We start from the raw sequence: 23738 nt of genomic DNA on the forward strand, positions 1-23738 counted from the left end.
GGAGAATTTGAAAAATTGATTGAAAATGAAGATAAAGTTCATATTACACAATATTAAGCCATAGCGTTTGTTAAATCGTTTTTGGGTACAAAAAATATCCTACTTGATGCAAAATTTTTTTGTTATAGGGCTAATATGATCCTATTTCAAAACAAAAAATAATCGCTGTCTTTTACAACAACGATTATTTTAAAAATTAGCTTTATTTTTTATCACTATTTTTTCAACAATTTCTCCATTTTTCTATATAATAGTGATTTATATTCCATTCCCTCAATATGTTTTTCTAAACTTTCTTCTCCTTCTTTTAATTTCTTTTCTAATTCATCCACTTCTTTTAATATAACATTATAAAAGTCATATGTCTTTTCTTCATCTGGAAGATTATTATATTCTTCTCTTACTTTATCAATATTCTCCTGTATTTTTGAATATCTTTTAAACTTTGCAAAAGTAGTCGCTCTGAATAAATATTTATAAATGTCAGGCCAAAAATACTTTCTATCATTTTCTACTACTTCTTCAAAAAAAGTATCTAAATCTTCATATTTTTTAAACCAAGGAATTATTTTATTTTCTATTTCCTCTAAAATACTTTTCATTCCTTCTTCCATTTTTTCTTCTCCATCCAAATCTACAAATGCCGTTTTTGCACCATTTCCTATAGTATCTTTCATTATATAACTATATATCGGTATTATTGCATACTCTACTCTTAATTCATGATAATATCTGAAAAAACCTATATATTCAAATAATCCTAGTTTATTTAATTTAAAAAATTTTCCTGTTCCTTTCTTTTTAAATCCAAAGTCTTTCATTGGTTTATTGAAAATTTCTTTAAAATATTTTTTATATAGTTCATTGTATTCTTTTGTTGATAATTCTTCCATTTTTTCTTCCTTTCTATTTCCATATTGTTATATCTGATTTTTTTATTGTTCCATTAGATTTTTCAATTATTTTCTGGATTATTTTTTATTCTTGTGAATAAGTGATTCCTTGTCCTCTAGCGTCAATAATAATATTTTGTCTTGTTCCAATAGGTAGTTCATTTTTTCTTTTTTCATATTGTTCTACTATAGCTTTAGCCATATTAATTTGTTATACCGTATTTATTTATAAATTCATCTGGAGTTTCATTAAATTTTACATTTCCAAATTTTTCCTTTATTTCTTCCTCAGAAACATTGAATCGAATATCAGTATTGTCTTTTTTTATATAAAAATACCCTGAACATCTTTTCTTCTTTAAATCTGTCCCATCAAAATGTCCAATATAATAATTAGATAATTCAGAGAATCTATCTACAAACTTACAGTTATCATTATTTTCTGTCGTTAATTCTAATTTATCATTCATCAATAATTCCACTTTATCGTCTTCAAGTATTCCATATTTCTGAATAATATAATTATCATTTATATGGTATGCCATGTTATATTGTTTACTTGGCATGGTAATAATGTAACAAATAGAACATATAACAGCAATAAACATAAAAAAAATCCCAAAACCTAGTGACACAACGCTTTTCATTCTTTAAACTCCTCTATTTAATTAATTTATTTTCCAGCCTTTCCCTTTAAAAATTTCAATACTTCTTCTCTATTTTTAAATGTTCCTTGATAAATATATCTGTATCCACTTGACATACTATAACGAGCCATTAAGTTTCAATTCTGCATGTTTCTCAAAAGTTTTAGCATCCTATCAAAAATAGCCTTTTCAATGTCAAAAATTTTAGAAAATTTTTCTTCTTCATAAATTGTATAATATATTGCGACAAACTAAAAAAATGTAAAACTCATGATAATTTCGTGTTAAAATGTTAGTAATGACAAAAACATTAACGAAAGGAAATATATCATGAGCCATAAATATTTTACCATAAATGAAAGAAATAAACTAGAGGTTCTGCTAAAAGAAAATTGCAAAATTTCTAAAATTGCCAAAATCCTTAACAGGCACAGGGCTACCATTTATCGTGAAATCAAAAGAATTAATGGCGAATACTCTTCTGAAAATGCTCAAGAAGATGCCAATACAAAATCTGCTAATAAAGGAAGAAACTCAAAAATTACTGCTGAATTGAAAAATCTGATAGAGGACAGGCTCTGCAAAACCTGGTCTCCTGAATAAATTGCTGGCAGGGAATTAAAGGGGAGACTTTCATTTAAAACTATCTATAACTGGCTTTACAGTAATTTTTTAGATATTTCCCTGAATGTCTTGAGAAGAAAGGGGAGGAGAGCGAAAACTAAGGAGATGAGAGGAAAATTCAATATTGGGAAGACAATTGGCGATAGATCGGAAGAAGTTAAGAAAAAAGAAATTTTTGGGCATTGGGAGCTAGACTCGGTAGTTTCATCAAGAGGGGAAAGCAAAGCCTGCTTTGCAACATTTGTGGAATTGAAGACACGGTTTTATATAGCAATAAAGATGAAAGATAGAAGCAAAAATTCAATGCTGGAAGCAATAAAACAGCTGACAGACAGTATTCCACAAGGAGCATTCAAGACTTTCACATCAGACAGGGGGAAGGAATTTTCATGCTGGGAAGAAGTGGAGAAGCTGGGAATAGAATTCTATTTTGCAGATCCTTACTGCTCATGGCAGACAGGCTGCAATGAAAACAGCAACGATCTTCTAAGAGAATTTTACCCAAAGAAGACCGACATATCAAAAATAGATACAGAAAACTTGATAAGAACCTTGATGCTGATAAACTTAAGACCAAGAAAATGTTTAAACTATGCAACGCCATTTGAGAAATTTTTACACGAAATTAGTTTTTAAAAAAATTTGGTAAAATGTCGCAATTAATATTGCAATTTATGACAAATAAAAAACTAGTTTTCAAATTATTTGTCCAAAATTTTGGGTACATTCCATAAATAAGGAATTTCCATGCTGGGAAGAAGTGAAGAAGATGGGAATAGATTTCTATTTTGCAGATCCTTATTGGCTCGTGGCAGAGAAAATGCAACGAAAACAGTAATGACCTTCTAAGGGAATTTTACCCAAAAAAGACCGATATATCAAAAGTAGAGACAGAAGACTTGATAAGAACCTTAATACTTATAAACTCAAGGATAAAAAAATGTTTAAACTATGCAACACCATTTGAAAAATTTTTATACGAAATTAGTTTAAAAAAATTTAGTAAAATGTCACAGTTAATATTGCGATTTATGATTAAGAAATATTCTAATCAAATAACTGCAAGAAACTAGAAAGTTTTTAATTTAGATAAAAATATAGAAGCTGAACCCAAAATTTTAATCATTTTGAGACAGCTTCTTTTGAACTTTATTCAAAATACTAATTATTAATAGCTATACTTATAAAAAACATAAACCTGTTTTCTTTATTAAAGAAAGAGAATATAATTTTTAAATTATTGTCTTAAAGATCTAATTAATTCAAAATTCTCTATAGCTTGTTGTTCTTTAGCAATTTCTTTATCTAACTGGTTTCTTAAATTTTTATACTCAGCAATTTTTGCTTTAAATTCTTTCCCAAAAATACTAGCTTCTGCATTTGCCTCAATTTCAGCAATTCTCTGATCAATTTTAACTTGCATTGCATTATAATTACTTAATCTTTGAACTGCTGCATTAGCTTGAGCTTCTTGTTCTCTAAATTTTGAATCTTCCATTTGTTGTAATCTACTTAATTGATTTTCTAGATTATTTAAACTATTTTCAATAGAACCTCCTGCTGAAGGTCTTGTTGCTGCTTGTTTTGTAGGTGCAGCAAATGAAATACTGCTTAATACTAAGATTCCTAATGATACTAATAATTTTTTTGTCATTTTATATTCACGAGAATTTATAAGATAAATTTAGTGAGCTAAATTTTTATATTATCTCGTATCTCCTTTCATTTTTTTAATTTGATTTCAATGTTTCTATAGCTGTGAAATTATCTATTGTTGCTTTTAAAGACTTAATTTCATTATCCAGTGCTTTAACTACAGATTTATATTTTTTGGCTAATTCAGCATATTCTGCTTTGAAAGCTTTTGCTTCTCCAGCAGCTTCAACTTTTGATATTCTTTCTTGAAGTTGAGCTTTTTGAGCTTCTTTTTCTGCTAATTTATTTGTTGCTGCATCAGCGGTTGCCTTTAATTTATCATACTCTTGTTGTTCCATATTTAACAATCTTTCATATTCTGCTTCAAGTTGATTAAATCTACCAATTACTGATTGTGTTGTTGTTGTTTTAGTAGATTTTGCAGAAACTGCTGAAAACGATAGAACATTTAGAAGTATGAATAAAATTCCAACTTTTTTCATTATTTCGCCTCCTAAAATTTGTTATCTATTTTAATTATCTTTTATATTATATATCATTTAACAATAATTGTCAATTTTTATTTAAAAATATCTCTTTCAAATATATTTTATTTGCCTTCAAAAGAGATATTTTTAATCTTTTGACTTTTATTAAAATTTTATATTATTATTTAATGTTGATATTATAGAATGCTTTTTTACCTTCATAAACAGCTTCTTCAGCCAAATCATCTTCGATTCTTAATAATTGGTTATATTTAGCCATTCTATCTGTTCTTGAAGCAGATCCTGTTTTAATTTGTCCTGCGTTTGTAGCAACTGCAATATCAGCAATTGTATCATCTTCAGTTTCTCCTGATCTATGAGATACTACTGCAGTATATCCAGCTTTTTTAGCCATTTCAATTGCATCCAATGTTTCTGTTAAAGTACCAATTTGGTTTACTTTAATTAAGATTGAATTAGCAATTCCTTTTTTAATTCCTTCAGCTAATCTTACTGTGTTAGTAACGAACAAGTCATCCCCTACTAATTGAACATCTTTTCCGATTGCATCAGTTAATTTTTTGAATCCATCCCAGTCATCTTCAGCAAGTCCGTCTTCAATTGATACGATTGGGTATTTAGAAGTTAAGTGTTTGTACCATTCAACCATTTCGTCTGAGTTTCTTACAACTCCACCTTCTCTTTTGAATGTATAAGTATAAGATCCGTCTGCATTTTTAGTTGCAAATTCTGATGAAGCAGCATCCATTGCGAATGTAATGTCTTCTCCTAATTTGTATCCAGCAGCTTCTACTGCTTGAGAAATTACATCTAAAGCTCCTTCAGTTCCATTAATGTTAGATGGTGCGTATCCACCTTCATTTCCTACATTAGTAGAATCTCCGTTTGCTTTTAAGATTTTTCCTAAGTGGTGGAAAATTTCAGAACCCATTCTTAATGCTTCTTTGTATGTTTTAGCTCCTACAGGTTGTACCATGAATTCTTGAACGTCTACTGCTGAATCAGCATGTGATCCACCATTTAAGATATTCATCATTGGTACTGGTAATTCTTTAGCGTTTACTCCACCTAAATATCTGTATAAAGGTATACCTAATTGGTTAGCCGCTGCTTTTGCCACTGCTAATGATACACCTAAGATTGCGTTAGCTCCCAATTTACCTTTGTTAGGTGTTCCGTCTAACTCGATCATAGCTTTATCAATAGCTACTTGGTCTAAAGCATCAAATCCGATTAAGTGTTCAGCAATAACTTTGTTTACATTTTCTACTGCTTGTAATACACCTTGTCCTAAATATCTAGATTTGTCACCATCTCTTAATTCAACTGCTTCATGTTCTCCAGTTGATGCTCCAGATGGTACAGATGCTCTTCCCATTGCTCCACCTTCTAAGTAAACTTCAACTTCCACAGTTGGATTTCCTCTTGAATCAAGTATCTCTCTTGCATAGATATCTTCAATTCTAGTCATTTCTAATTACCTCCGTAAATTTATTTATTATAATATTTCTCAACTATAATTATATCACAATGTGTACTGATTTTCAAAACAAAATTTCAATTTTTTCCAAAAAATTTAATAAAATTTGTTAAAATTCAATAATATAAAAATATTTTTATGTTCTTTTCATTTTTAATTATTTATATTTTAGTATCAAAATTTGAAAATAAGAGTTTTATCCTTAAATTTCCTATCTGCTGATAGCTGAACTGTTAACAGCTAAATCCATATTTTGATATATTCCCATCTATTTTTGTCCTTGTCTGGCAAAAGACTTTTTTCTGTTTTTACTTTAATTTTGTTTTATTGACCTAATTTTATATTCCAGTACCCTTGGCGCTGCAGTTTGTACTGTAATAAAAGTGTGGTCTATCATTCTTGCAATTTCTATTGTTTTTTTACTGTTATACAGCAACAGCCTTCCTTTTGCTTCCAGTTTTGTCATTTTTTCCTTAGAAAGCCTGTTTTGGTTTTTTATGTACATTTTTATTATTTGTTCATGTTCAGCATCGGTAGTTTGTGAGTCAAAAACTGAAGAAACTAGCCTCCCATCGACAAAGTTAAAACTATTCAGCTGCCTTTCAATTCCCAGCGGATCTTTTACATTAGCATAGTAATAAACCGCATAATTCCCTTCATCATGTGAATTTGACAGAGCTTTTTTCTGAATAATTTTAGCAAATTCCTGTTTTGTCATTCCAAATTTTAAAGTGCTTGTAATACTTTCTCCATAACTTTTTTCAAATTCTGGATTTCCAAACATAAACGTTGAAAACATCAACATCATTACTAACAAAATTTTTTTCATAAATTTAATTTCCTTTCTTAAATTTGTTTATAATTTTTCCAATAATCTCTCATGATTTTCTCCAAGCAAATTATCCAATATTTTATAAAACTCCTTATTTTCAACATTTGAATCAAAAGAATAATGTTCATTTTTATCATAAATTATAATCTTGCTTTCTGGATAATGATCATCAATTACTACATTTTCGTTTGGATTTTTCATCCCATTTATTATTTTCTTAATTATATTATTTTTTTGTTTATAATCTTTTAAAACAATTTTTCTTGAATATTTTTTGACTCCATTTAAATAGTAAATATTACAATTTAACTTCTCACATTCAAGATTCCACTCAAAATAGTCTGAATTTCCTGTAACAGCTTCTTTATGCTTAAAGTCATAATTTTTACTAAAATCCAATTTTTTTAAATCTTTATTGCTGTATTTCTTTCTATCAAATTTTCCACAAGAAATAAACATCAAGATTAAGCATATAAATAAAAATATTTTTTTCATATTCAATTTTCCCCGCTACATCTCATTCAAATATTTATCCAGATAATCTACGTCTTTTGCAGTTGCTTTCTTTATTCCCTTAGAAATATAGGTACTTTCCAGCTTCTGTTTATTTTGTTTACGCAACTTTTTATTTGCAATTTCTTCATTTATCATCAAAACATTTAATAATAGCAATGTTTCTTTTCGGCGGTTATATTCGCGAACTTCATTTGATACATTGGCATTTACAACGTTGTTTATGTATTCTGAAACTGCTTTTTCGATTTTGCCGTCATTGTAATATTTTCTCACTTCAGACAATGTGTAAGTCAAGTTCATCGAATGTACTTCTTCATCTGGCATTCCAAGCTGTCTTTTTACATCTTCACTTTTTAATAAATTTAAAACTTTTTTTATTTGAATCTGTCTATTATCTTCGTTTGCGATGTTAAATATTTTTACAATTTCCATAATAGGAGTATTGTTATACTTTTTTTCTATTTCTTTATAATAACCATCGCTTTTATCTTTTTTTCCAATTCCACGATAATACACCATTTTTGCAAATAATTTTTCATACTCGTAAGGAGTGTATTTTGTGAATAAATCTAAATATTTTTCATAATCTTTTCCAATTTTAGACTCATAAATTGTGATAATATCTTCTGACACAATGTAATTTCGCTCATCTTTTTTCAAGATGGCAAGCAGTTTATTCAATTTTTCCCCAATTACAGTTTCATCATTTTCAAAAGCCACAATATCTCTTATTTCATAATCAATTTTTTTTGTTTCATCAATTATTGCCTGCTTTATTCCTATTTTTGAAAGATTTTCCTGAATCTGCTCCTTTCTTGTGTAAGCAAAGCTCAGACTGCTTAACAGTAAAAATGCTATTGTTAATTTTTTCATAAATTGTTCTCCATTTTTGTATTTTTTATTTTTATTCCTTCAGCAATTCTAAATTATAATCCAATTATTTCCCAGTTATTATGGCTCTTTCCATCAATTACACCTTTTTTTACATCTCGAATATAGTCAATCATCATATTCTGAATAGTTCCCTTTATATTTCCAATTGCTTCTTTTGATGCCCATAAGACTGGAATTTCCTGCCCGTCAAAAATACCGCCTTTTCTAGCCAGCTGTTCAAATCTATAGGCATTCATTCCAACTTTTAATTTCATTTCAGGCGTTACTTTAGTCCCGTTGACTAACATCAGATTAGTAATTTTATTCCCTTTTTCATTTCTTAAATCAATTTTATATTTCACCCCGCCAAAAATATCAAATGTTACATATTTCCCGTTAGAACGTTCTGGATTATAGTGATACTCAGTATCTCCAGGCCGAATTGTATCAAAATAATCAGCAGACCATTCCATATAGTCTTTTAACTGTTTTCCAGTCATTTCGTAAATTGTAACATCCCCACCTGTGTAACGGTAGTTGTAAACTATGTCTTTTCTCTTAATTTCCCCTTTATCCAGTTTTACATTTTCATAATTGTATGCAAACGAAACAACATCTGCCCCGCTGTAATAAAGCTCAACATCAGTTATAAATGACGACAGTCCAGTATCTTTAGCAAAAGCTGCTGACACACCGTAATATTTTTCTTTGGGAACCATATCATTTAGTGTACTCCCTATTTTTTCATTTGCAATTCTGCAAAGCCTATTGTGAAAAGGTTTATAAATCTCTTCAATTTTTTTATCAGGTTCTTCATCTTTTACAGGAATAGTCGTAGAATCTTTACTTATTAATTTAATATTTTCATCCAATACTTCAAATTTTAGGTCTACTTCTGAAACAACAGTTCCATATCTATGAGGTTCTGTAATAAGAACACCGTTAATTATTTCCTTTGGTATATTCTGATGCATATGTCCAGCTACAATTACATCAATTTCAGGTACAGCGTTTGCTAAATCTCTTACTCCAGTTTCAGGAATTCCATTTTCATTTTCAATGCCCATATGAGCTACTACAACAATAGCGTTCGCACCTTCCTTTTTAAGTCTTTTTACTTGTTTCTGAGTTTCCTTTATAGGCGACACAAAATAAAAATCCTTCAAATAGCCAGTATCTTCTTCAAATTGTGCTGACATTGGAGTTGATAATCCAATAATTCCAATCTTCACGCCATCCTTTTCAATAATCGTAGAAGCATCTAAATATCTGCTTTTATCTTTTGAAAAATTGGTATCATTTTCAGCGTTTTCATTGTAATACAAATTAGCAGTCAGTTTTTTAAATTTCATATCTCGCAATATATTTGATAAAGTTGGCATTCCAAAGTTAAACTCATGATTTCCCGGTACAAAAATATCATAACCTATGTAATTTAGTATTTCTGGGATGGGATGTTTTGAAGCCATTGCAAATTTTTCTATCCAATTATCTTGAATCGCATCCCCAACTTCAACCAAAATCACATTTTTATTCTTTTTTCTAATTTTTTTCACCAATGTTGAAATCTGTGCATAAGAGCCTGACCTATCCTCTTCATCAGCTGCATAGTTCCAAGCAAGCACTCTACCATGAACATCGCTTGTTCCCAATATTTTTATACTTACTTCTCGTTTTATTAAAATGGTATCCGTATTTTCTGTTGTCATAATATCTATATTTCCTTTTCAGTCTTTTTATTTTCTATACTTAAAATTTTTTTTAACATACTAAATTCTCTTAAAATTAAATAAATTTGAGAATTAAATAGTTATAGATTTTGTGAACTGCATTTTACATTTATTTCTTCATATTTTTCCATTTTTCTCTAGCTTCAAAAATTGAAAATTCCCTGTCATATTTTATTTCATTTACTTCATCTTTTATATAAAAAATCTTTTCCAAATCAATCTCATAATCATTAGCAATTGCAATAATATAATAAAAAACATCAAATACTTCCTCTTCAATAGTTCCTTTTATATTTTTTCCATCATATCTCACATTTTTTCTAATATTTTCCGCAAGTTCCCCAAATTCTTCTATTAATTTCAAAATAAGCCTTTGTCCATTTTCCTTTTTATTTTGCTTAATTTTATTATCCTTTGTTTCATCCAGAGTTCCTTTTTCTATTCTTTTTATCAAATACTGCACTTCTTTAAGTGTCATATCATCACTATTATTTTTTTTACTATCCATAACTCAAATTACCTCCTTCTTTTATAACTCTATTTTTAAAAATACTTAAATTAATGTTTTTCTTTTGTTTAACAACTTGTTATTAATAAATACTTTTTCAATAATTTTTATATTTTTCTTTTTTTATAAAGCAAAGGGGAACAGTCGCCATCCCCTTTGCAAACCCGGATTGTCTAAGCATTTTTTGAAATAAAAACTAAACTCGCTTTTTAATAAAGACTATTCTTACCTCTTCAAATAATCTTAATTTCAATATTTTGAAAAAGCTCAGATAGTAGTTTTCATTCAAAAAAAATCACGACGTTTTTAGTTTATTTACAACAAGACAGTTTTATTTCAAGCAAAATTTTGTTAAAGAAAAAATAACTGTTTGAGATTTTGAAATATGTTTTGAATTATACACAGTTATTTCAGTTAAAATAATCTTGGTTCAAAATCGAGTTTTATTTTTTCTTTATAAGAAAGTTTTGCGTAAAGCGGGAGTGCAGAGGTATGGCGTCTGATACCTCTGCGTAAAAAAACTAATATTAAATAAAACAAAAAATATTTATTAATCAAAATAATTTTTAATTAAAGTATCATTTGTTTTTAAATTTTTTAAAAAATTAATATTTGAAGATTACGTTTGTAGATTTTGGTTTTCCTATTTCTTTTTTCTCTTTCAAATAATCTATAAATATTTTTGTATCACTTAAATGAGTATCTGTTCCACGTTTTTGAGCAGTGATTTTCCCTAATGTTGTGTAGCCATCTTTTCCTTTGGCTATATAAGAGTTTACAGCTAACATGTAGGATTTTTTAACGTCAATTGGTACCCATTTGTTTGCTTTAAAGTCAAATACTTCTATTTTTTTGACCCTTGTTCCAAGTTTTCCTTCTTTTGTGGCTTCATATCTAATTCCTGCACCATAAGGGAATGCTCCTGTTGAGCCTCCATTTAAGACATAGTCAATTGCATCTTCTAATGTCTGTTTCACTTCTGCACCTGTAATATCAGTTATGAATACTGTGTTTGAAGTGAAAGGCAATAATGAATATGCTAAATCATAAGTGAATACACCAGGATTTAGTGTAATTCTTACATTTCCCGCATTTACAATTACAAAATCAACATTTCCAGTTCCTGTATTTCTTAACTTATGTAAAACTGATTCAGCTACAAGAGTTGTTGCGAAAGAACCGTCCTTATTATGTTCATTTGGTACTCTGTTGTCTGAACCTCCTGGGATTTCTTCTGTAATTTTACCAACTGTACGTTTCCCAAGTTCTGTTTTTTCTTTTTGGTATCTTTCAAGAAGTTTTGCTAAAGCTGAATCATTTTTGATGGCAGCTATATTTTTATTATTTTTTATTGAACTTAAAATTTCATTTTTTTCTTTTTGATCTAATTGAACTCCTTTTCCTTCAGCATTTTTCACTTCAAAAAAGTCATCTCCAATTAAAACTTTTGGAGTTGGAATTAATTCAGTAATTACCCCATTTTTATCAAACTTTGCCTTCATTTGCCCTAATAAATATGAATAATTCCATGCTTCTGCAATATAAACTGGATTTCCATTAGGAGAATTCACTTTTTTAGGATAACTGTCTGCTTCTGGAACTAACCCAAATTGTTCAAATTCTTTTCCTAAAAGGTAGTGAGTATCCCCAGTTATAATTAAATCTACACCGTCAACTTTTTGTCCAATTTCAACATTTTTTTCATATCCTGCATGAGATAATAATATTATTTTATTTATTCCTTTACTTTGTAATTCGTTTACATATTTTCTTGCTGTTTCAATTTCATCTAAAAATTTGATATCATCTCCAGGACTTGATGATTCCTTAGTCTTTTTCACAACATCTATTCCTATAATTCCAATATTCTGACCACCAATATTCTTTATCATATACGGTTTCCATTTTCCTTCCAGAATACTTCCTTTATCAGGAACAACATTGGCTGAAACTACTGGTATTTTTAAAACATCTAGAAATGATTTCAAAAATTTGTTCCCATCGTCAAATTCATGATTTCCCAATGTATAAACGTCAAAATTTATTGCATTCATAAGTTCAGCATCGGCTTTTCCTTCAAATAACGTATAATAAAGTGTCCCTGTTACAGCATCTCCTGCGTGTAATACAAGAGTATTTTTATTATTCTGTCTAAAATTTTTGATTGCCTGTGCCACTCTTGGCAATCCTCCAATATGTACCGTAACAGTCTTTCCATTAAGTTTAAGAGGCATTTTTTCCTCTTCAAGGTGCGAGTGATGGTCATTAATATGAGCCACATTTAGCTCAAATGCTCCAGATGAACTTTGGCTGTTCGATTTACGACTAGTCTTTGCCTCCAAATTAGGTGCTGAAAATAATGCTAATGTCAATCCCAATAATAATAATTTTTTCATAATTTTTCCTCCTTAAAAAAGTTATATTTATTAATATAATTATAACTTGATTTCCAAAAAAAAACACTAAAAAAAAGTAAAATTTTTAAAAAACATAAATTTCAAATAGATTTTACAATATTTTAAAATAAAATAATGTTATCATTCATTAGATAATTTTTTTAAATTATCAAAAAAGAATTTTTATAAAGGAGAAAAGAAAATGAATATAAAAAATTTTATGAAAAAACTAATTTTAATTTTAGGAATACTTGGAATTTCAGTTACTTCATTTGCAGCAACTAGAAGAAATAACAGGGTTGTATACGTAAAAAGAGAACCTTCTCGTAGAGTAATAAGAAGAAGATACATCTTTATAAGAGTTCCAAGAAGAAAAAAAGTTGTATATGTGAAAAAAGAGCCTTCTCGTAGACAAAGACGTGCAAGAATAGCTGCTGGAAGAAGAAGATAACTTTAACTTAGTAAGACATTTTATGTCCTTTTATAATTTAAAAAATTTAATATTTTAAAACACAAGGGGCTTCAATTCTCTCTTATGAACTGTACCCCTTGTTTTTTATTGCTATTTGTTTTTAGTTCTTAATATTAATTTGCTTGAAAAGATTATACAAAATTCCTAAAATTATACTTATCCCAATTGTCATTACTGATTTAAAAATCATTTCATCACTTATCTTTATAATAAAATGAAGTACTATAAGATGAACTAGGAATGCAAAATATGTAGAATCTGCTACTATTTTTATAATCCTGTCTCTTTTAGAAAAGTTAAATTTACACCAAAATACAAAAAAAGAAAGCGTCATAATAAATGTTCCAAGTGAATTTTTATCAAAAAAATCAGATACACGTTTTCCTGTTACCGCTAAAACATATTTAGTAGATAAAAAACTTAGCAAGAATCCTAAAGCATAGATAACTATTATTAAAATAAATGATGTCCTTTTAACTTTATTGTCATATTTCTTTACAAAATATCCTAAAATATAATACCCAATAAAGCCTGTCAATGGAAAATTAGAAAATGGAATTTCAGCAAGATTAAAATATCGTAAATACGGATTTAAAATATTGCACAAAAACCAGAGAAAAACTACAAAAAGAGTCTCTTTTTCTGCATATTTCAACACCTTTTGCAGCCATGGCGTAAGAAGATACAGGCCCAATATCATATAAATATACCAAAAATGCGACGCTGAAATCGCTTTCCCTTTCAAAACTGGTATAATTGGAATTTTTCCAAAATAAATATATATAATATTAAATACTAAAAAAAGTGGTAAAATATTTAAAATCCTTTTTTTAAAAAATACTATTACCTCCTCAGTTTTATCAAGCAGCAAATATCCACTAATCATAATAAACAAATTAACCCCGATCGAAATAATTGCATAGCCTCCCATCCATACATCTACTCCAAACTGCCTGTTTAAAGTATGTAAAAACACAATAAAAACAAATGCAAAAATTCTTATAATATCAATCGCCATCCTATTTTATTCTCCTTTTTTCTAAATTATAAAAAAATTCTAAGTTTTTGTCAATATATGCTCAATCTTTTTAATTTTCAAATGATAAATTTCATTTTAATCAATAAAATTAAACTAAAAAATAGAATTAAAAAAATTTTTTGAAAAGAAATTTAAATAAAGACTATGAAAATTAAAAAAAATATGCTATACTTAATAAAGGAAAGTATAATTTAAATATAATAAAAAATATAAATAAAAAAGGAAAAGAGGTTTAATATGGAGAAAAAATCAAAAATAACTGCAATGCTATCTGTATTATTAGTTTCTGCTCCAACTACAGCTAAGAAAATCACAACATCAAACCTACGTGACAATGCGATGAGAACAACTGCAATTGAAGTTGAAGGATCTGAACTAGGAGAACTGGAAGTCTCAAAAGAAAGTAAAAATTCAGATGTTGTAGTGCTGGATACAAATCAGCTAAAATTTGACTTTAATAGTGCCACAATCAAGGAAGAATACACTCCAGCATTAAAAGAGCTAAAAGATTATATAGAAGCTAAGAATCAAAAAATCTCAATTATAGGCTATACAGATTCCAAAGGTACAAGAGAATACAATAGAGAGCTATCTTTAAGAAGAGCTGAAAGTCTTGAAGAAAAATTGATAGAGCTTGGACTTTCTCCTGAAAGAGTAATCGAAACAAAAGGAAACGGCGATGCTAATCCAGTAGCAACAAATGATACAGAAGAAGGAAGAGCAGCAAATAGAAGAATTGAAATACAATTTATGTAAAAAAAAGCCAGATTTTTTAAGTTTGGCTTTTTTAATATCTCAAATAATTTAAAATAACTGCAAAAATAACAATTACAAAAAAGAAAAACAATATTTTTTTAGTAATTTTTATAAAAATTTTAAATAAAAATATTAGTATAATTATTGTGATTATTGTTTTTAATTCCATTTATAACTTCCCCCTTTTTAGCTTTCACTTACTATTTTTTGATTATATCTATCACTTCTGACATTGATTTCAAATTGTTTGCCAATCTATCAAAATCTTCACGGCTTCTTATTGTTATTCTTAAATGTATGAGCATTCTTTTATTGCCATTTTCCTTGAAAGCATTTGTGTTTACATTTAGAAGATTCATTTTGTATTCGTTTAAAATCCGGATAATGTCAAGAAGAAGTCCGTTTCTATCTGAAGCTTTTATTGTAAAATTAAATTCATATGTTGTATTAGCAGACATTGCAGATTTATCCCAGTAAACATCAATTTCTCTTTCGGGCTCTTTTTCCATAAGGGATATGAAATTTTGACAATCTGAGCGGTGTATTGCTATTCCACGTCCTCTTGTTACATAACCTCGTATTTCATCTCCAGGAAGTGGACTGCAACATTTTGCAAAGCGATACATCGTATTCTCAGTTCCAGATATTTTGACTCCACCATTATTTTTCCCTTTTTGTCTATTTGCTTTTTCTGTTTCTTCCTCAAGCACTTTTTCAAGAGCCTTTTCTTCTTTTTTTTCAAATTTGTTCATAAATCCGTCAAGCGACAAATCTCCGATAGCAAATCTGTAAAATAATGTTTTAGTATCAGCTATATTAAATTTTTTCATATAAAGGAAAACACGTTCATCTTCAAGCATATCCTTCAGTTTTAGTCCAAGCTGCTCAAATTCCTTTTCCAGAATTTGTTCCCCTTCTTTTGATTTTTCTTCAAATTCCTTATCTTTAAACCATTTTCGAATTTTCACACGAGAACTGTGATTGTTTACCATTTCAATCCAGTCTTTTCCAGGACCTTTATTAACATTTTTGGACGTCATGACTTCGACTTTATCTCCATTTTTAAGTACCTGATTTAGCTGTGTAATTCTTCCGTTTACCTTTGCTCCAATCGTTCTGTATCCAATTTGCGTATGAACTTGGAATGCAAAATCAAGTGCTGTTGAATTCCTAGGCATTTCCATTACATCATCTTTTGGTGTGAACACAAATATCGTCTGTTTTAAAACATCTCCTGTAACTTCCTGTGCAAATCCCTTTTGTTCCTTTTCATCTGATTTGCTTTGAACAGAATCAGTTAATTTTTTTGCATCTGCATAAAATTTTTCATTTTTAGACTTAGATTTTTTTTCTTTGTATTTCCAATGTGCAGCAACCCCTTCTTCTGCTATTTCGTGCATTTCTTGAGTTCTAATCTGAATTTCGACATTTTGGTCATTAGGCCCTTTCACAGTTGTATGGATGGATTGGTAGCCGTTTGGTTTTGGCTGGGAAATATAGTCCTTGAAACGTTTAAATACTGGAATGAACAAATCATGAATTATTCCAAGTACATTATAGCACTCATTTTTTTTCTCAACAATAATTCTTATCGCAATCAAGTCATTCAAATCTACGAATCTTTTTTCCTTTTCATTCATTTTACGATAAATGCTGTATAAATGCTTTGGACGTCCTGTAACTTCTCCTTTTATATGATTTTTTTCAAGTTCTGCTTGAATTTTTTCAATAAAATTTGCTGTATATTCTTCACGTTCCTTCCTTTTGGAATTTATAAGTTCCTTAATCTCGTAATAATCTTTTGGATATAAAAATCTAAAACTAATATCTTCCAGTTCCCATTTTATCTTTGCCATCCCAATTCTATGTGCAATTGGTGCATAAATTTCAATGGTTTCTTTTGATTTTTCCTGCTGTTTTTCAGGCTTCATATATTTTAATGTCCGCATATTATGAAGTCTATCCGCAAGTTTTATAATTACAACCCGAATGTCTTCCGACATTGCAACTACCATTTTTCTTATATTCTCCAGCTTTTTACTATCTGTTCTTGGTAAATTCCTAAGTTTTGTAACTCCATCTACAAGTTTTCTTACATCTTCTCCAAAGTTATACTCAATATCTGCCAATGTTATAAGCGTATCCTCAACTACATCATGAAGAAGCCCTGCCACAATCGTATCTGTATCCATTCTCATATCAGCGAGTATTTCTGCTACTTCTACAGGATGCAAAATGTAGTTCTCTCCACTTTTTCTCTTCTGTCCCACATGTGACTCATAAGCAAGTGTAAAAGCCTCTGCTACTTTATCCATATCTACATCTAGATTATTTTCCTTAATTTTATCTGCCAACTGCTTATACAGCTCATTATAACTTTTATTAACAATCTCCGGCATTTTCATATCTTCAATCTCATCATCTGTCATTTTCCAGTCATTTTTTAATACTTTTTTCTCATCCATCTCGCATCCATCCTCCTCTTATCTAACAAACTCTATCATAGCCCTGTTTATACATAAATATCTTCTTAAAATTATTTTACTATACATTTAAAAAAAAATCTATTATAAAGTGTGAATATTGTTAATTATTTTTGTTTTGAATAACTAAATTGTTGAAAAAATTTATATTCAAAAGTAAAATATAAGTTTTATCTAATTAAAAAAATAAATTTTTATAACTAAAAATTTTTCCAGTTGAAAAATACCATCGAAATAGTGTATAATTTATAAAAAGAACACTGTAGGAGGCGTTATGGTTGCAACAATACAAGTTAATAAGCAAAGCATAAAGCAGTTGCTGGAAAGCGGAAAAGATCAGACGTTTTTAATACCTGAATATCAGAGACCGTATTCCTGGACTGAAAATGAGACTAAGACGTTGTTTTATGATTTATTAGAATTTACTGAAAATGAGTCAAAGAGAAATAGTGAAGTGGAAGGAACATATTTTTTAGGAAGCATAGTTTCTTATGAAAATGAGAACGGGGAACAAGAAATAATTGATGGTCAACAGAGAATTACTTCATTGTTTCTTCTTTTGCGTGCAATTTATACGAAATTGGTTTCCTATGAGGAAAAAACTATTGAGCAGGAAAATTTTATAAGACAAATTCAGCCTGCACTCTGGAAGCAGGAGAAATTAACTGGGGAAGTTGACTATAAAAGTGTACTTATTAATTCACGAGTTATAGATAATGAAGGGAATAAAATTTTACAGAATATTTTAGAAACAGGAGTTGCAGATTCTAAGGCTACTGACAATTATTCAAGAAATTATATTTTATTTCAAAAGTTATTTGATAAACTTTGTGAACTAAGCCCTACATTAATGCTTGAATTTATTTATTATACTTTAAATAGAGCCGTTGTCTTTCCAATAAAAACAGATTCACAAGACGATGCATTAAGTGTATTTTCTACCTTGAATGACAGAGGATTACCACTTTCTGAAGCTGATATTTTTAAGGCAAAAATGTATAACCGAATCAAAAAAGAATACAAGAAAATGTTTATAAAACAATGGAAAAAACTAAGTGAACGGGCAATTTATGCCAAAGAAAATGTAAAACAGCTATTTTATTATTATATGTTTTATCTAAGGGCAGTAGAAAAAGATGTCGCAACGACTACACTTGGACTTAGACGTTTTTATTCAAAGGGCGGATTTACAAGGCTTTATAAATCAAATCTTTTGAAGCATCTGGATCAGATTCTTGATTTATGGATTGTAATGAATAGGCACGAATCAATTGATGACAAACCTTGGACAGAAAATATACAGATTATAAAGATTTTGGATACTTTATCAGCTTATCCAAATGAATCTTGGAAATATCCTGTTGTTGTCTATTATTTGTCACATGGCGAAAAAGAAAATTTTGAAACTTATTTCTTAAAATTTTTAAGAAAGCTATTTTTAGAATTGACAGCAAATTATCTTGTAACACCGAGTGTTGCCGCTGTAAAAGCTGATATTCTTAAACTTAATGTTGATATCGTTGATAATATTTCTCCAAAGATTGCATTCAAGAATATTCCAATTTCAATATTGCAAGAAAAAGTCAAGACACCAAACAAAAATCTTGTGCGGATGATTTTAAAAATGGTTGTTTACAACAATCAAGACGAATTATTGCCTGAAAAATGGGAAATTGAATATATATTGCCACAAAAATGGAGTAACTGTTTCTCAGAAAGTGTTGAAAATAAACAGGTTAAAGAATATATAAATTATATTGGAAACAAGATTCCTTTTGAAAAAAGATTGTCAATTAAAGCTTCAGAAAACTTTTTTGAAAAGAAAAAGGAAAATTATGCAAAATCTAAAATTAAATATGTACGTGAATTAATCCCAGCTGATAAGACTGACTGGACTTTTGAAGATATTGACAAAAGAAACAGAAAGGTATCGGAAGAACTTGTTAAATTGTTCATTACATGGAATGGGGAATATGAATTTTAAATTTAATAATTTTTTAGGATAAGGGTGTTAGAAATGCCCTTATTTTTTTAATAAAATTGTTTTAAAGTTCGTTTTATTTTATTTAATTAAATCCTTGAAATTTAAAATAAAAAGGTATATAATGATTTATAAAAATATTTAAGGAGTCAATTATGTTACAAAATTTTTATGGCGTTATTCAAGTAAAACATTACCAGAATGGACGGTTGAGACTTCAAACAGATGCATTAAAAGAGAATGAGGAGTTAGAACAGGAATTTTTAAATAATATGCGTCAATTATCAGGAATACACTCAGTAAGCGTTAATTCAATTATTGGAAGCATCTTAATTTATTTTGATGAAAAAATTATTGAGAGTTCGTTTTTGTATTTAATCGTTCTAAAATTGCTCCATCTAGAAGAAAAAACCTTAAAAAATAAGCCTGGAAAAGTAAAAAAAATGTTAAAACAGGCATTTGAATCTGTTGATATGGCTATTTACAATAAAAGTAGAGGTTATCTGGACTTAAAGACATTAGTTGCAGGAATTTTTGCTTTTTATGGCATTAAAAAATTAAGAGAAATTCCAAAATTGCCTACAGGTACTACTTTATTATGGTGGGCTTTTATTTTTTTATCAGAAGGGAAAAGAAAATAATGTTAGAAAATTTATTTAAGGCTACATATTTGATGTTTAACCAGATAAAGGTTGTACACAGTATTCCTGGCAGATTAAGGCTTTCGGTCCCAAATTTGTCAAAGATTCCAGAAGAATTAAAAAAATATGATTATCGAGTTACAGAACTTATTTTATCAAAAAAAGGCATAAAAAGTATTGAGTATTCGTATGTGACAAATAAAATTCTGCTTTACTATGATGTAAAATTAATTTCAGAAAAACAAATACTAGACTGGCTGAACAAAGTCTGGAAAACTATGATTAATCATTCTGAATTATATGAAAATAAATCCTTAAAGGAAATAGAAGATAATTTGGATACTTTTTATAACATAATTAAAGAACTTTAATTATTGCCAAAATGAAAAAAGAAAGGGATTTTTATGTTAAATAAAGATTATTTGCTGGACTGCAAGATTTTACACGAAATTCGTGGAAGAATCAGAATAAAATCAAGAGCTTTAAAATATCTTGGAATTCATAAGGAAGAGATAACAAAGCAGCTAATGCAGGTTCATTATATCCAAAGTGTTGAAATTTCAAGTATTACAGGAACTATTCTTGTTTATTTTGACAATTTCTCATTAACTGGTGAAAACTTAATATCTTTACTTCAAAATACATTAAATACATATCTAGTAGATATATACAAAAACGAAAAAAAACAAATATCAAATAAATATGTGATTGAAAGACGTCTGCAGGAAGAATCTCCACAGGAAATTATTAAAAATATTGGTGCTGCTGTACTTTTACTGCTACTGCCAAATCCAAACATAAAATTAACAGGAATCAGACGGCTATTTAACTACAAAACTTTATCAACAGTTTCTTTAGCCCTGCCTGTTTTAAAAAATGGAATTTATTCTCTTATTCAAAATAAGCGTCCCAACGCAGATACTCTAAGTTCTACAGCTATTGTCAGCAGCATTATTTTAGGAAGTGAACGAACAGCTTTGACAATTATGATTTTAGAAAAATTTGCAGAGCTTCTGACTGTTTATACAATGAAAAAGACACGTGGCGTAATTAAAGACATGTTAAGTGTTGGAGAAAACTATGTCTGGAAGCAGTCTGATGATGGAAATACGGCCAAAAAAGTTCCAATTGAAGAAATTAGCAAGGGAGATTTTATACTTGTTCAAACTGGGGAAAAAATAAGTGTGGATGGAACGATTGAAAAAGGTGAGGCGATAATTGATCAGTCGGCAATTACTGGGGAATATATGCCTGTTACGAAAAAGGCTGGAGAAGAAGTTTTTGCAGGAACACTTTTAAAAAGTGGAAATATTACTGTAAAAGCTGAGAAGGTTGGAGATGACAGGACAGCTTCTAGAATTATAAAATTAGTGGAAGATGCCGCTTTTAACAAGGCTGATATTCAATCTTATGCCGATACATTTTCTGCACAGTTAATCCCGCTTAACTTTCTGCTCGCCGGAATTGTCTATGTTTCAACGAAAAACTTGCAAAAAGCCCTTAGTATGCTTGTAATTGACTATTCATGCGGAATAAGACTGTCAACAGCAACAGCATTTTCAGCTTCAATTAATACAGCGGCTAAAAATGGAATTTTGATTAAAGGAAGCAACTATCTGGAAGAACTTTCAAGATCTGACACAGTAATATTTGACAAAACAGGTACAATTACCGAAGGAAAACCTAAAATTCAAACGCTGAAGACTTTTGGAAAAAATATGAAAGACAACCGAATGCTTGCACTAGCTGCCGCGGCTGAAGAAACTTCATCACATCCTTTAGCAAGTGCAATTTTGAATGAAATTAAAAATAGAGGATTAAAAATTCCAAAACATAAGGAATCCGTTATTAAAGTTGCAAGAGGGATAGAAACTTTTGTAAATAAGGATATTATTCGTGTAGGAAGCCTGAAATACATGGAAGAGAATGATATTTCACTAGAAGTGGCAAGTGATATAGTGAAGGGAATGCAAAATCGTGGAGAAATTGTAATTTACGTGGCTAAAAATAATGATTTAATAGGTGTTATCGGTGTTTCAGATCCGCCTAGGGAAAATATAAAAAAGGCAATGAATCGGCTAAGAAATCAAGGAATAGATGATATTGTACTGTTAACGGGAGATTTGAGACAGCAGGCTGAAACTATCGCTTCAAGAATGTCAATGGATAGATACGAGTCTGAATTGCTTCCTGAGGACAAGGCTAAAGATATTTTAAAATTCCGTTCAATTGGTTCAAAAGTTATTATGATAGGTGACGGAATAAACGACGCTCCTGCCCTTTCCTACGCAAATGTAGGAATAGCTCTAGGAAGTTCACGTACCGACATTGCGATGGAAGCTGCTGATGTTACAATAACTTCAGACGACCCATTACTAATACCAGGTGTAATTGGTTTAGCAAAAAACACTGTAAAAATAATAAAGCAGAATTTTGCAATGGCAATTGGAATAAATAGTTTTGCCCTTGTATTAGGTGCAACAGGACTTCTGCCTGCAATATACAGTTCAATTTTGCATAACTCTATCACAATTTTAGTAGTTGGAAATTCATTGCGACTATTAAAATACGATGTTAATAAATAAAAATTTTTGTGTTTTTAAAGGAGTTTGAATTAAGATATGAAAAAACTAACCTTAATAATATTGCATAAATTACCGAATCGTGTCAGATTCAAAATTTCACACGATATTGCCAATACAAAAAAAATTTTTGAAACAGTAAAAGTTGAAACTAAAAATACAGCTTTACGGTATAATCAGACTATAAATACTTTGCTCGTTACATTTGAGCCTGAAGAAATTTCAATAGATGAAGTAATTTACCGAACTGCGACTGCCTTATCAGTTGAACATGGCATGACTTCAGTAAAACTTGTTGAAGATTTTGAAGAAAAATCAATAGATTTACTGTCTGTTTATTCTGGAGCCGCAATATTACTTTCGTTTCTGTATGGGCTTGGCAAAAGTAAAGTTGAAAAATTACAAATCGGCATAAATAACTTTACAGCGGGGCTGACAACCGCAGCAATTATCGAGCATGCTTACAGGGAAACACAGCGTAAAGGTTTTTTTGACATTGAAATATTGCCTGCATTATATTTGCTCAAATCGTATCTGGCAAACAGATCGGTTACAGCGATAGCGCTTATGTGGTTTACAACTTTTGGACGGCATCTTGTATTAAATAACTTTTCCAACAAGGAAGTAAGAATTTATCGTTTAAAAGCTGATAATGGAAAATCTCATTATGTTGTAGATGTAAGAAATGATAATTCTATTGAAAATCTGAGTGATTTGATAGATCACATATTTTTTAATAACAGGGCAGGCAATGAGCTAGATGACAAATACATTGCTTTGCAATAAAAATTAATAAATGATAAAATAATAACAAATAAAAATTTGGAGGTATAAAAATGATAAAATTTGGAAACATTAAAAAGGAACATTTAGTAGGAGCAGCAATCGGAGTAGGAACTGTAGCAGTAGGTTATTACCTGTACAAAAAAAATCAAAATAAAGTTGACAGTTTTTTAAGAAAACAAGGAATAAACATAAAAACATCTTCAGAAGCGGCTTACGACAATATGAACCTTGAAGAATTGATGACAACAAAAGAACATCTTGAAGATTTAATTGCTGAAAAAGAACTATCTACAAACACAGCTGCTGCAGAAGCAGTTGCAGAAACTGAAACACGATAGTAAAATAAAGCCGCTTT

At 29.3% G+C, this 23738-nt stretch carries 21 protein-coding genes and 1 pseudogene; 9 read left to right on the top strand and 13 right to left on the bottom strand.

All coding sequences use genetic code 11. The annotated features are described in order from the left end of the window. Nucleotides 1-215: 215 nt before the first annotated feature. Together AB8B23_RS11215 and AB8B23_RS11220 are read right to left on the bottom strand one after the other, a co-directional pair. Nucleotides 216-893: a hypothetical protein gene (locus tag AB8B23_RS11215; RefSeq protein ID WP_369712811.1), complete on the bottom strand. Its 678-nt coding sequence runs from the start codon at nucleotides 891-893 to the stop codon at nucleotides 216-218. Nucleotides 894-1096: 203 nt separating this feature from the next. Beyond that, nucleotides 1097-1540, bottom strand: coding sequence for a hypothetical protein (locus AB8B23_RS11220; protein WP_369712812.1), 444 nt, complete (start codon nucleotides 1538-1540; stop codon nucleotides 1097-1099). 330 nt (nucleotides 1541-1870) lie between these two features. On the opposite strand from AB8B23_RS11220, the pseudogene AB8B23_RS11225 reads away from it, so the two are divergent. After that, nucleotides 1871-2800 (top strand): annotated as a pseudogene (locus AB8B23_RS11225) (IS30 family transposase). 601 nt (nucleotides 2801-3401) lie between these two features. Here the strand turns inward: AB8B23_RS11225 and AB8B23_RS11230 are convergent. The 9 genes from AB8B23_RS11230 to nadN form a co-directional block, all read right to left on the bottom strand. Further along, a complete protein-coding gene (locus AB8B23_RS11230) occupies nucleotides 3402-3818 on the bottom strand; it encodes an adhesion protein FadA (RefSeq protein WP_021745277.1) in 417 nt (138 codons plus the stop codon). A gap of 76 nt (nucleotides 3819-3894) precedes the next feature. Further along, the gene (locus AB8B23_RS11235; protein ID WP_369712813.1) at nucleotides 3895-4302 is read right to left on the bottom strand and encodes an adhesion protein FadA; all 408 of its coding nucleotides are present in this window, start codon (nucleotides 4300-4302) and stop codon (nucleotides 3895-3897) included. A gap of 166 nt (nucleotides 4303-4468) precedes the next feature. After that, a complete protein-coding gene (eno, locus tag AB8B23_RS11240; protein ID WP_021745279.1) occupies nucleotides 4469-5779 on the bottom strand; it encodes a phosphopyruvate hydratase in 1311 nt (436 codons plus the stop codon). A 322-nt stretch (nucleotides 5780-6101) separates the two neighbouring features. Beyond that, the gene (locus AB8B23_RS11245; RefSeq protein WP_021745280.1) at nucleotides 6102-6617 is read right to left on the bottom strand and encodes a hypothetical protein; all 516 of its coding nucleotides are present in this window, start codon (nucleotides 6615-6617) and stop codon (nucleotides 6102-6104) included. Nucleotides 6618-6644: 27 nt separating this feature from the next. After that, nucleotides 6645-7115 carry a hypothetical protein gene (locus tag AB8B23_RS11250; protein ID WP_369712814.1) on the bottom strand — a complete coding sequence of 157 codons (471 nt, stop codon included), beginning with the start codon at nucleotides 7113-7115 and terminating at the stop codon, nucleotides 6645-6647. A gap of 15 nt (nucleotides 7116-7130) precedes the next feature. Further along, entirely contained in the window at nucleotides 7131-8009 is an 879-nt protein-coding gene (locus AB8B23_RS11255) for a hypothetical protein (RefSeq protein ID WP_369712815.1), read from the bottom strand. A 53-nt stretch (nucleotides 8010-8062) separates the two neighbouring features. After that, nucleotides 8063-9718, bottom strand: coding sequence for a bifunctional metallophosphatase/5'-nucleotidase (locus AB8B23_RS11260; RefSeq protein WP_369712816.1), 1656 nt, complete (start codon nucleotides 9716-9718; stop codon nucleotides 8063-8065). Between the two features lie 130 nt (nucleotides 9719-9848). Continuing rightward, a complete protein-coding gene (locus AB8B23_RS11265; RefSeq protein WP_369712817.1) occupies nucleotides 9849-10247 on the bottom strand; it encodes a MazG nucleotide pyrophosphohydrolase domain-containing protein in 399 nt (132 codons plus the stop codon). 605 nt (nucleotides 10248-10852) lie between these two features. Then, entirely contained in the window at nucleotides 10853-12643 is a 1791-nt protein-coding gene (gene nadN / locus AB8B23_RS11270; protein WP_369712818.1) for an NAD nucleotidase, read from the bottom strand. Nucleotides 12644-12845: 202 nt separating this feature from the next. Between nadN and AB8B23_RS11275 the strand changes: the two genes are divergently transcribed. Continuing rightward, complete coding sequence (locus AB8B23_RS11275; RefSeq protein WP_369712819.1) at nucleotides 12846-13094, top strand: hypothetical protein; 249 nt, start codon at nucleotides 12846-12848, stop codon at nucleotides 13092-13094. A gap of 121 nt (nucleotides 13095-13215) precedes the next feature. Here the strand turns inward: AB8B23_RS11275 and AB8B23_RS11280 are convergent, their stop codons facing one another. After that, nucleotides 13216-14133, bottom strand: a complete 918-nt coding sequence (locus AB8B23_RS11280) for an acyltransferase (RefSeq protein ID WP_369712820.1) — start codon at nucleotides 14131-14133, stop codon at nucleotides 13216-13218. Nucleotides 14134-14391: 258 nt separating this feature from the next. On the opposite strand from AB8B23_RS11280, the gene AB8B23_RS11285 reads away from it, so the two are divergent. Beyond that, a complete protein-coding gene (locus AB8B23_RS11285; RefSeq protein WP_021745289.1) occupies nucleotides 14392-14910 on the top strand; it encodes an OmpA family protein in 519 nt (172 codons plus the stop codon). A 200-nt stretch (nucleotides 14911-15110) separates the two neighbouring features. Here AB8B23_RS11285 and AB8B23_RS11290 read toward each other — a convergent pair whose 3' ends face one another. Continuing rightward, nucleotides 15111-17375 carry a RelA/SpoT family protein gene (locus AB8B23_RS11290; RefSeq protein ID WP_021745291.1) on the bottom strand — a complete coding sequence of 755 codons (2265 nt, stop codon included), beginning with the start codon at nucleotides 17373-17375 and terminating at the stop codon, nucleotides 15111-15113. Between the two features lie 292 nt (nucleotides 17376-17667). Here AB8B23_RS11290 and AB8B23_RS11295 point away from each other — a divergent pair, with 292 nt between their 5' ends. The 6 genes from AB8B23_RS11295 (at nucleotide 17668) to AB8B23_RS11320 (ending at nucleotide 23721) form a co-directional block, all read left to right on the top strand. Further along, complete coding sequence (locus tag AB8B23_RS11295; protein WP_369712821.1) at nucleotides 17668-19377, top strand: DUF262 domain-containing protein; 1710 nt, start codon at nucleotides 17668-17670, stop codon at nucleotides 19375-19377. A 152-nt stretch (nucleotides 19378-19529) separates the two neighbouring features. Then, nucleotides 19530-20015 (top strand): HMA2 domain-containing protein, encoded by a 486-nt coding sequence (locus AB8B23_RS11300; RefSeq protein WP_369712822.1) that lies wholly within the window; start codon nucleotides 19530-19532, stop codon nucleotides 20013-20015. Next, nucleotides 20015-20386, top strand: coding sequence for an HMA2 domain-containing protein (locus tag AB8B23_RS11305; RefSeq protein WP_147004897.1), 372 nt, complete (start codon nucleotides 20015-20017; stop codon nucleotides 20384-20386). The genes AB8B23_RS11300 and AB8B23_RS11305 overlap by 1 nt, the downstream gene beginning before the upstream one ends. A gap of 33 nt (nucleotides 20387-20419) precedes the next feature. Then, a complete protein-coding gene (locus AB8B23_RS11310; RefSeq protein WP_369712823.1) occupies nucleotides 20420-22600 on the top strand; it encodes a heavy metal translocating P-type ATPase in 2181 nt (726 codons plus the stop codon). A gap of 36 nt (nucleotides 22601-22636) precedes the next feature. Continuing rightward, nucleotides 22637-23383 (top strand): hypothetical protein, encoded by a 747-nt coding sequence (locus tag AB8B23_RS11315; RefSeq protein ID WP_369712824.1) that lies wholly within the window; start codon nucleotides 22637-22639, stop codon nucleotides 23381-23383. 50 nt (nucleotides 23384-23433) lie between these two features. Beyond that, the gene (locus AB8B23_RS11320) at nucleotides 23434-23721 is read left to right on the top strand and encodes a hypothetical protein (protein ID WP_021745297.1); all 288 of its coding nucleotides are present in this window, start codon (nucleotides 23434-23436) and stop codon (nucleotides 23719-23721) included. Nucleotides 23722-23738: the final 17 nt, after the last annotated feature.

Source organism: Leptotrichia sp. HSP-342, assembly GCF_041199995.1.
GTDB classification, from domain to species: Bacteria; Fusobacteriota; Fusobacteriia; order Fusobacteriales; family Leptotrichiaceae; genus Leptotrichia; species Leptotrichia mesophila.

Coding starts and splice junctions, on each gene's coding strand:
- AB8B23_RS11215 (WP_369712811.1), bottom strand. CDS start 893: ATGGAAGAATTATCAACAAAAGAATACAATGAACTATATAAAAAATAT.
- AB8B23_RS11220 (WP_369712812.1), bottom strand. CDS start 1,540: ATGAAAAGCGTTGTGTCACTAGGTTTTGGGATTTTTTTTATGTTTATT.
- AB8B23_RS11230 (WP_021745277.1), bottom strand. CDS start 3,818: ATGACAAAAAAATTATTAGTATCATTAGGAATCTTAGTATTAAGCAGT.
- AB8B23_RS11235 (WP_369712813.1), bottom strand. CDS start 4,302: ATGAAAAAAGTTGGAATTTTATTCATACTTCTAAATGTTCTATCGTTT.
- eno (WP_021745279.1), bottom strand. CDS start 5,779: ATGACTAGAATTGAAGATATCTATGCAAGAGAGATACTTGATTCAAGA.
- AB8B23_RS11245 (WP_021745280.1), bottom strand. CDS start 6,617: ATGAAAAAAATTTTGTTAGTAATGATGTTGATGTTTTCAACGTTTATG.
- AB8B23_RS11250 (WP_369712814.1), bottom strand. CDS start 7,115: ATGAAAAAAATATTTTTATTTATATGCTTAATCTTGATGTTTATTTCT.
- AB8B23_RS11255 (WP_369712815.1), bottom strand. CDS start 8,009: ATGAAAAAATTAACAATAGCATTTTTACTGTTAAGCAGTCTGAGCTTT.
- AB8B23_RS11260 (WP_369712816.1), bottom strand. CDS start 9,718: ATGACAACAGAAAATACGGATACCATTTTAATAAAACGAGAAGTAAGT.
- AB8B23_RS11265 (WP_369712817.1), bottom strand. CDS start 10,247: ATGGATAGTAAAAAAAATAATAGTGATGATATGACACTTAAAGAAGTG.
- nadN (WP_369712818.1), bottom strand. CDS start 12,643: ATGAAAAAATTATTATTATTGGGATTGACATTAGCATTATTTTCAGCA.
- AB8B23_RS11275 (WP_369712819.1), top strand. CDS start 12,846: ATGAATATAAAAAATTTTATGAAAAAACTAATTTTAATTTTAGGAATA.
- AB8B23_RS11280 (WP_369712820.1), bottom strand. CDS start 14,133: ATGGCGATTGATATTATAAGAATTTTTGCATTTGTTTTTATTGTGTTT.
- AB8B23_RS11285 (WP_021745289.1), top strand. CDS start 14,392: ATGGAGAAAAAATCAAAAATAACTGCAATGCTATCTGTATTATTAGTT.
- AB8B23_RS11290 (WP_021745291.1), bottom strand. CDS start 17,375: ATGGATGAGAAAAAAGTATTAAAAAATGACTGGAAAATGACAGATGAT.
- AB8B23_RS11295 (WP_369712821.1), top strand. CDS start 17,668: ATGGTTGCAACAATACAAGTTAATAAGCAAAGCATAAAGCAGTTGCTG.
- AB8B23_RS11300 (WP_369712822.1), top strand. CDS start 19,530: ATGTTACAAAATTTTTATGGCGTTATTCAAGTAAAACATTACCAGAAT.
- AB8B23_RS11305 (WP_147004897.1), top strand. CDS start 20,015: ATGTTAGAAAATTTATTTAAGGCTACATATTTGATGTTTAACCAGATA.
- AB8B23_RS11310 (WP_369712823.1), top strand. CDS start 20,420: ATGTTAAATAAAGATTATTTGCTGGACTGCAAGATTTTACACGAAATT.
- AB8B23_RS11315 (WP_369712824.1), top strand. CDS start 22,637: ATGAAAAAACTAACCTTAATAATATTGCATAAATTACCGAATCGTGTC.
- AB8B23_RS11320 (WP_021745297.1), top strand. CDS start 23,434: ATGATAAAATTTGGAAACATTAAAAAGGAACATTTAGTAGGAGCAGCA.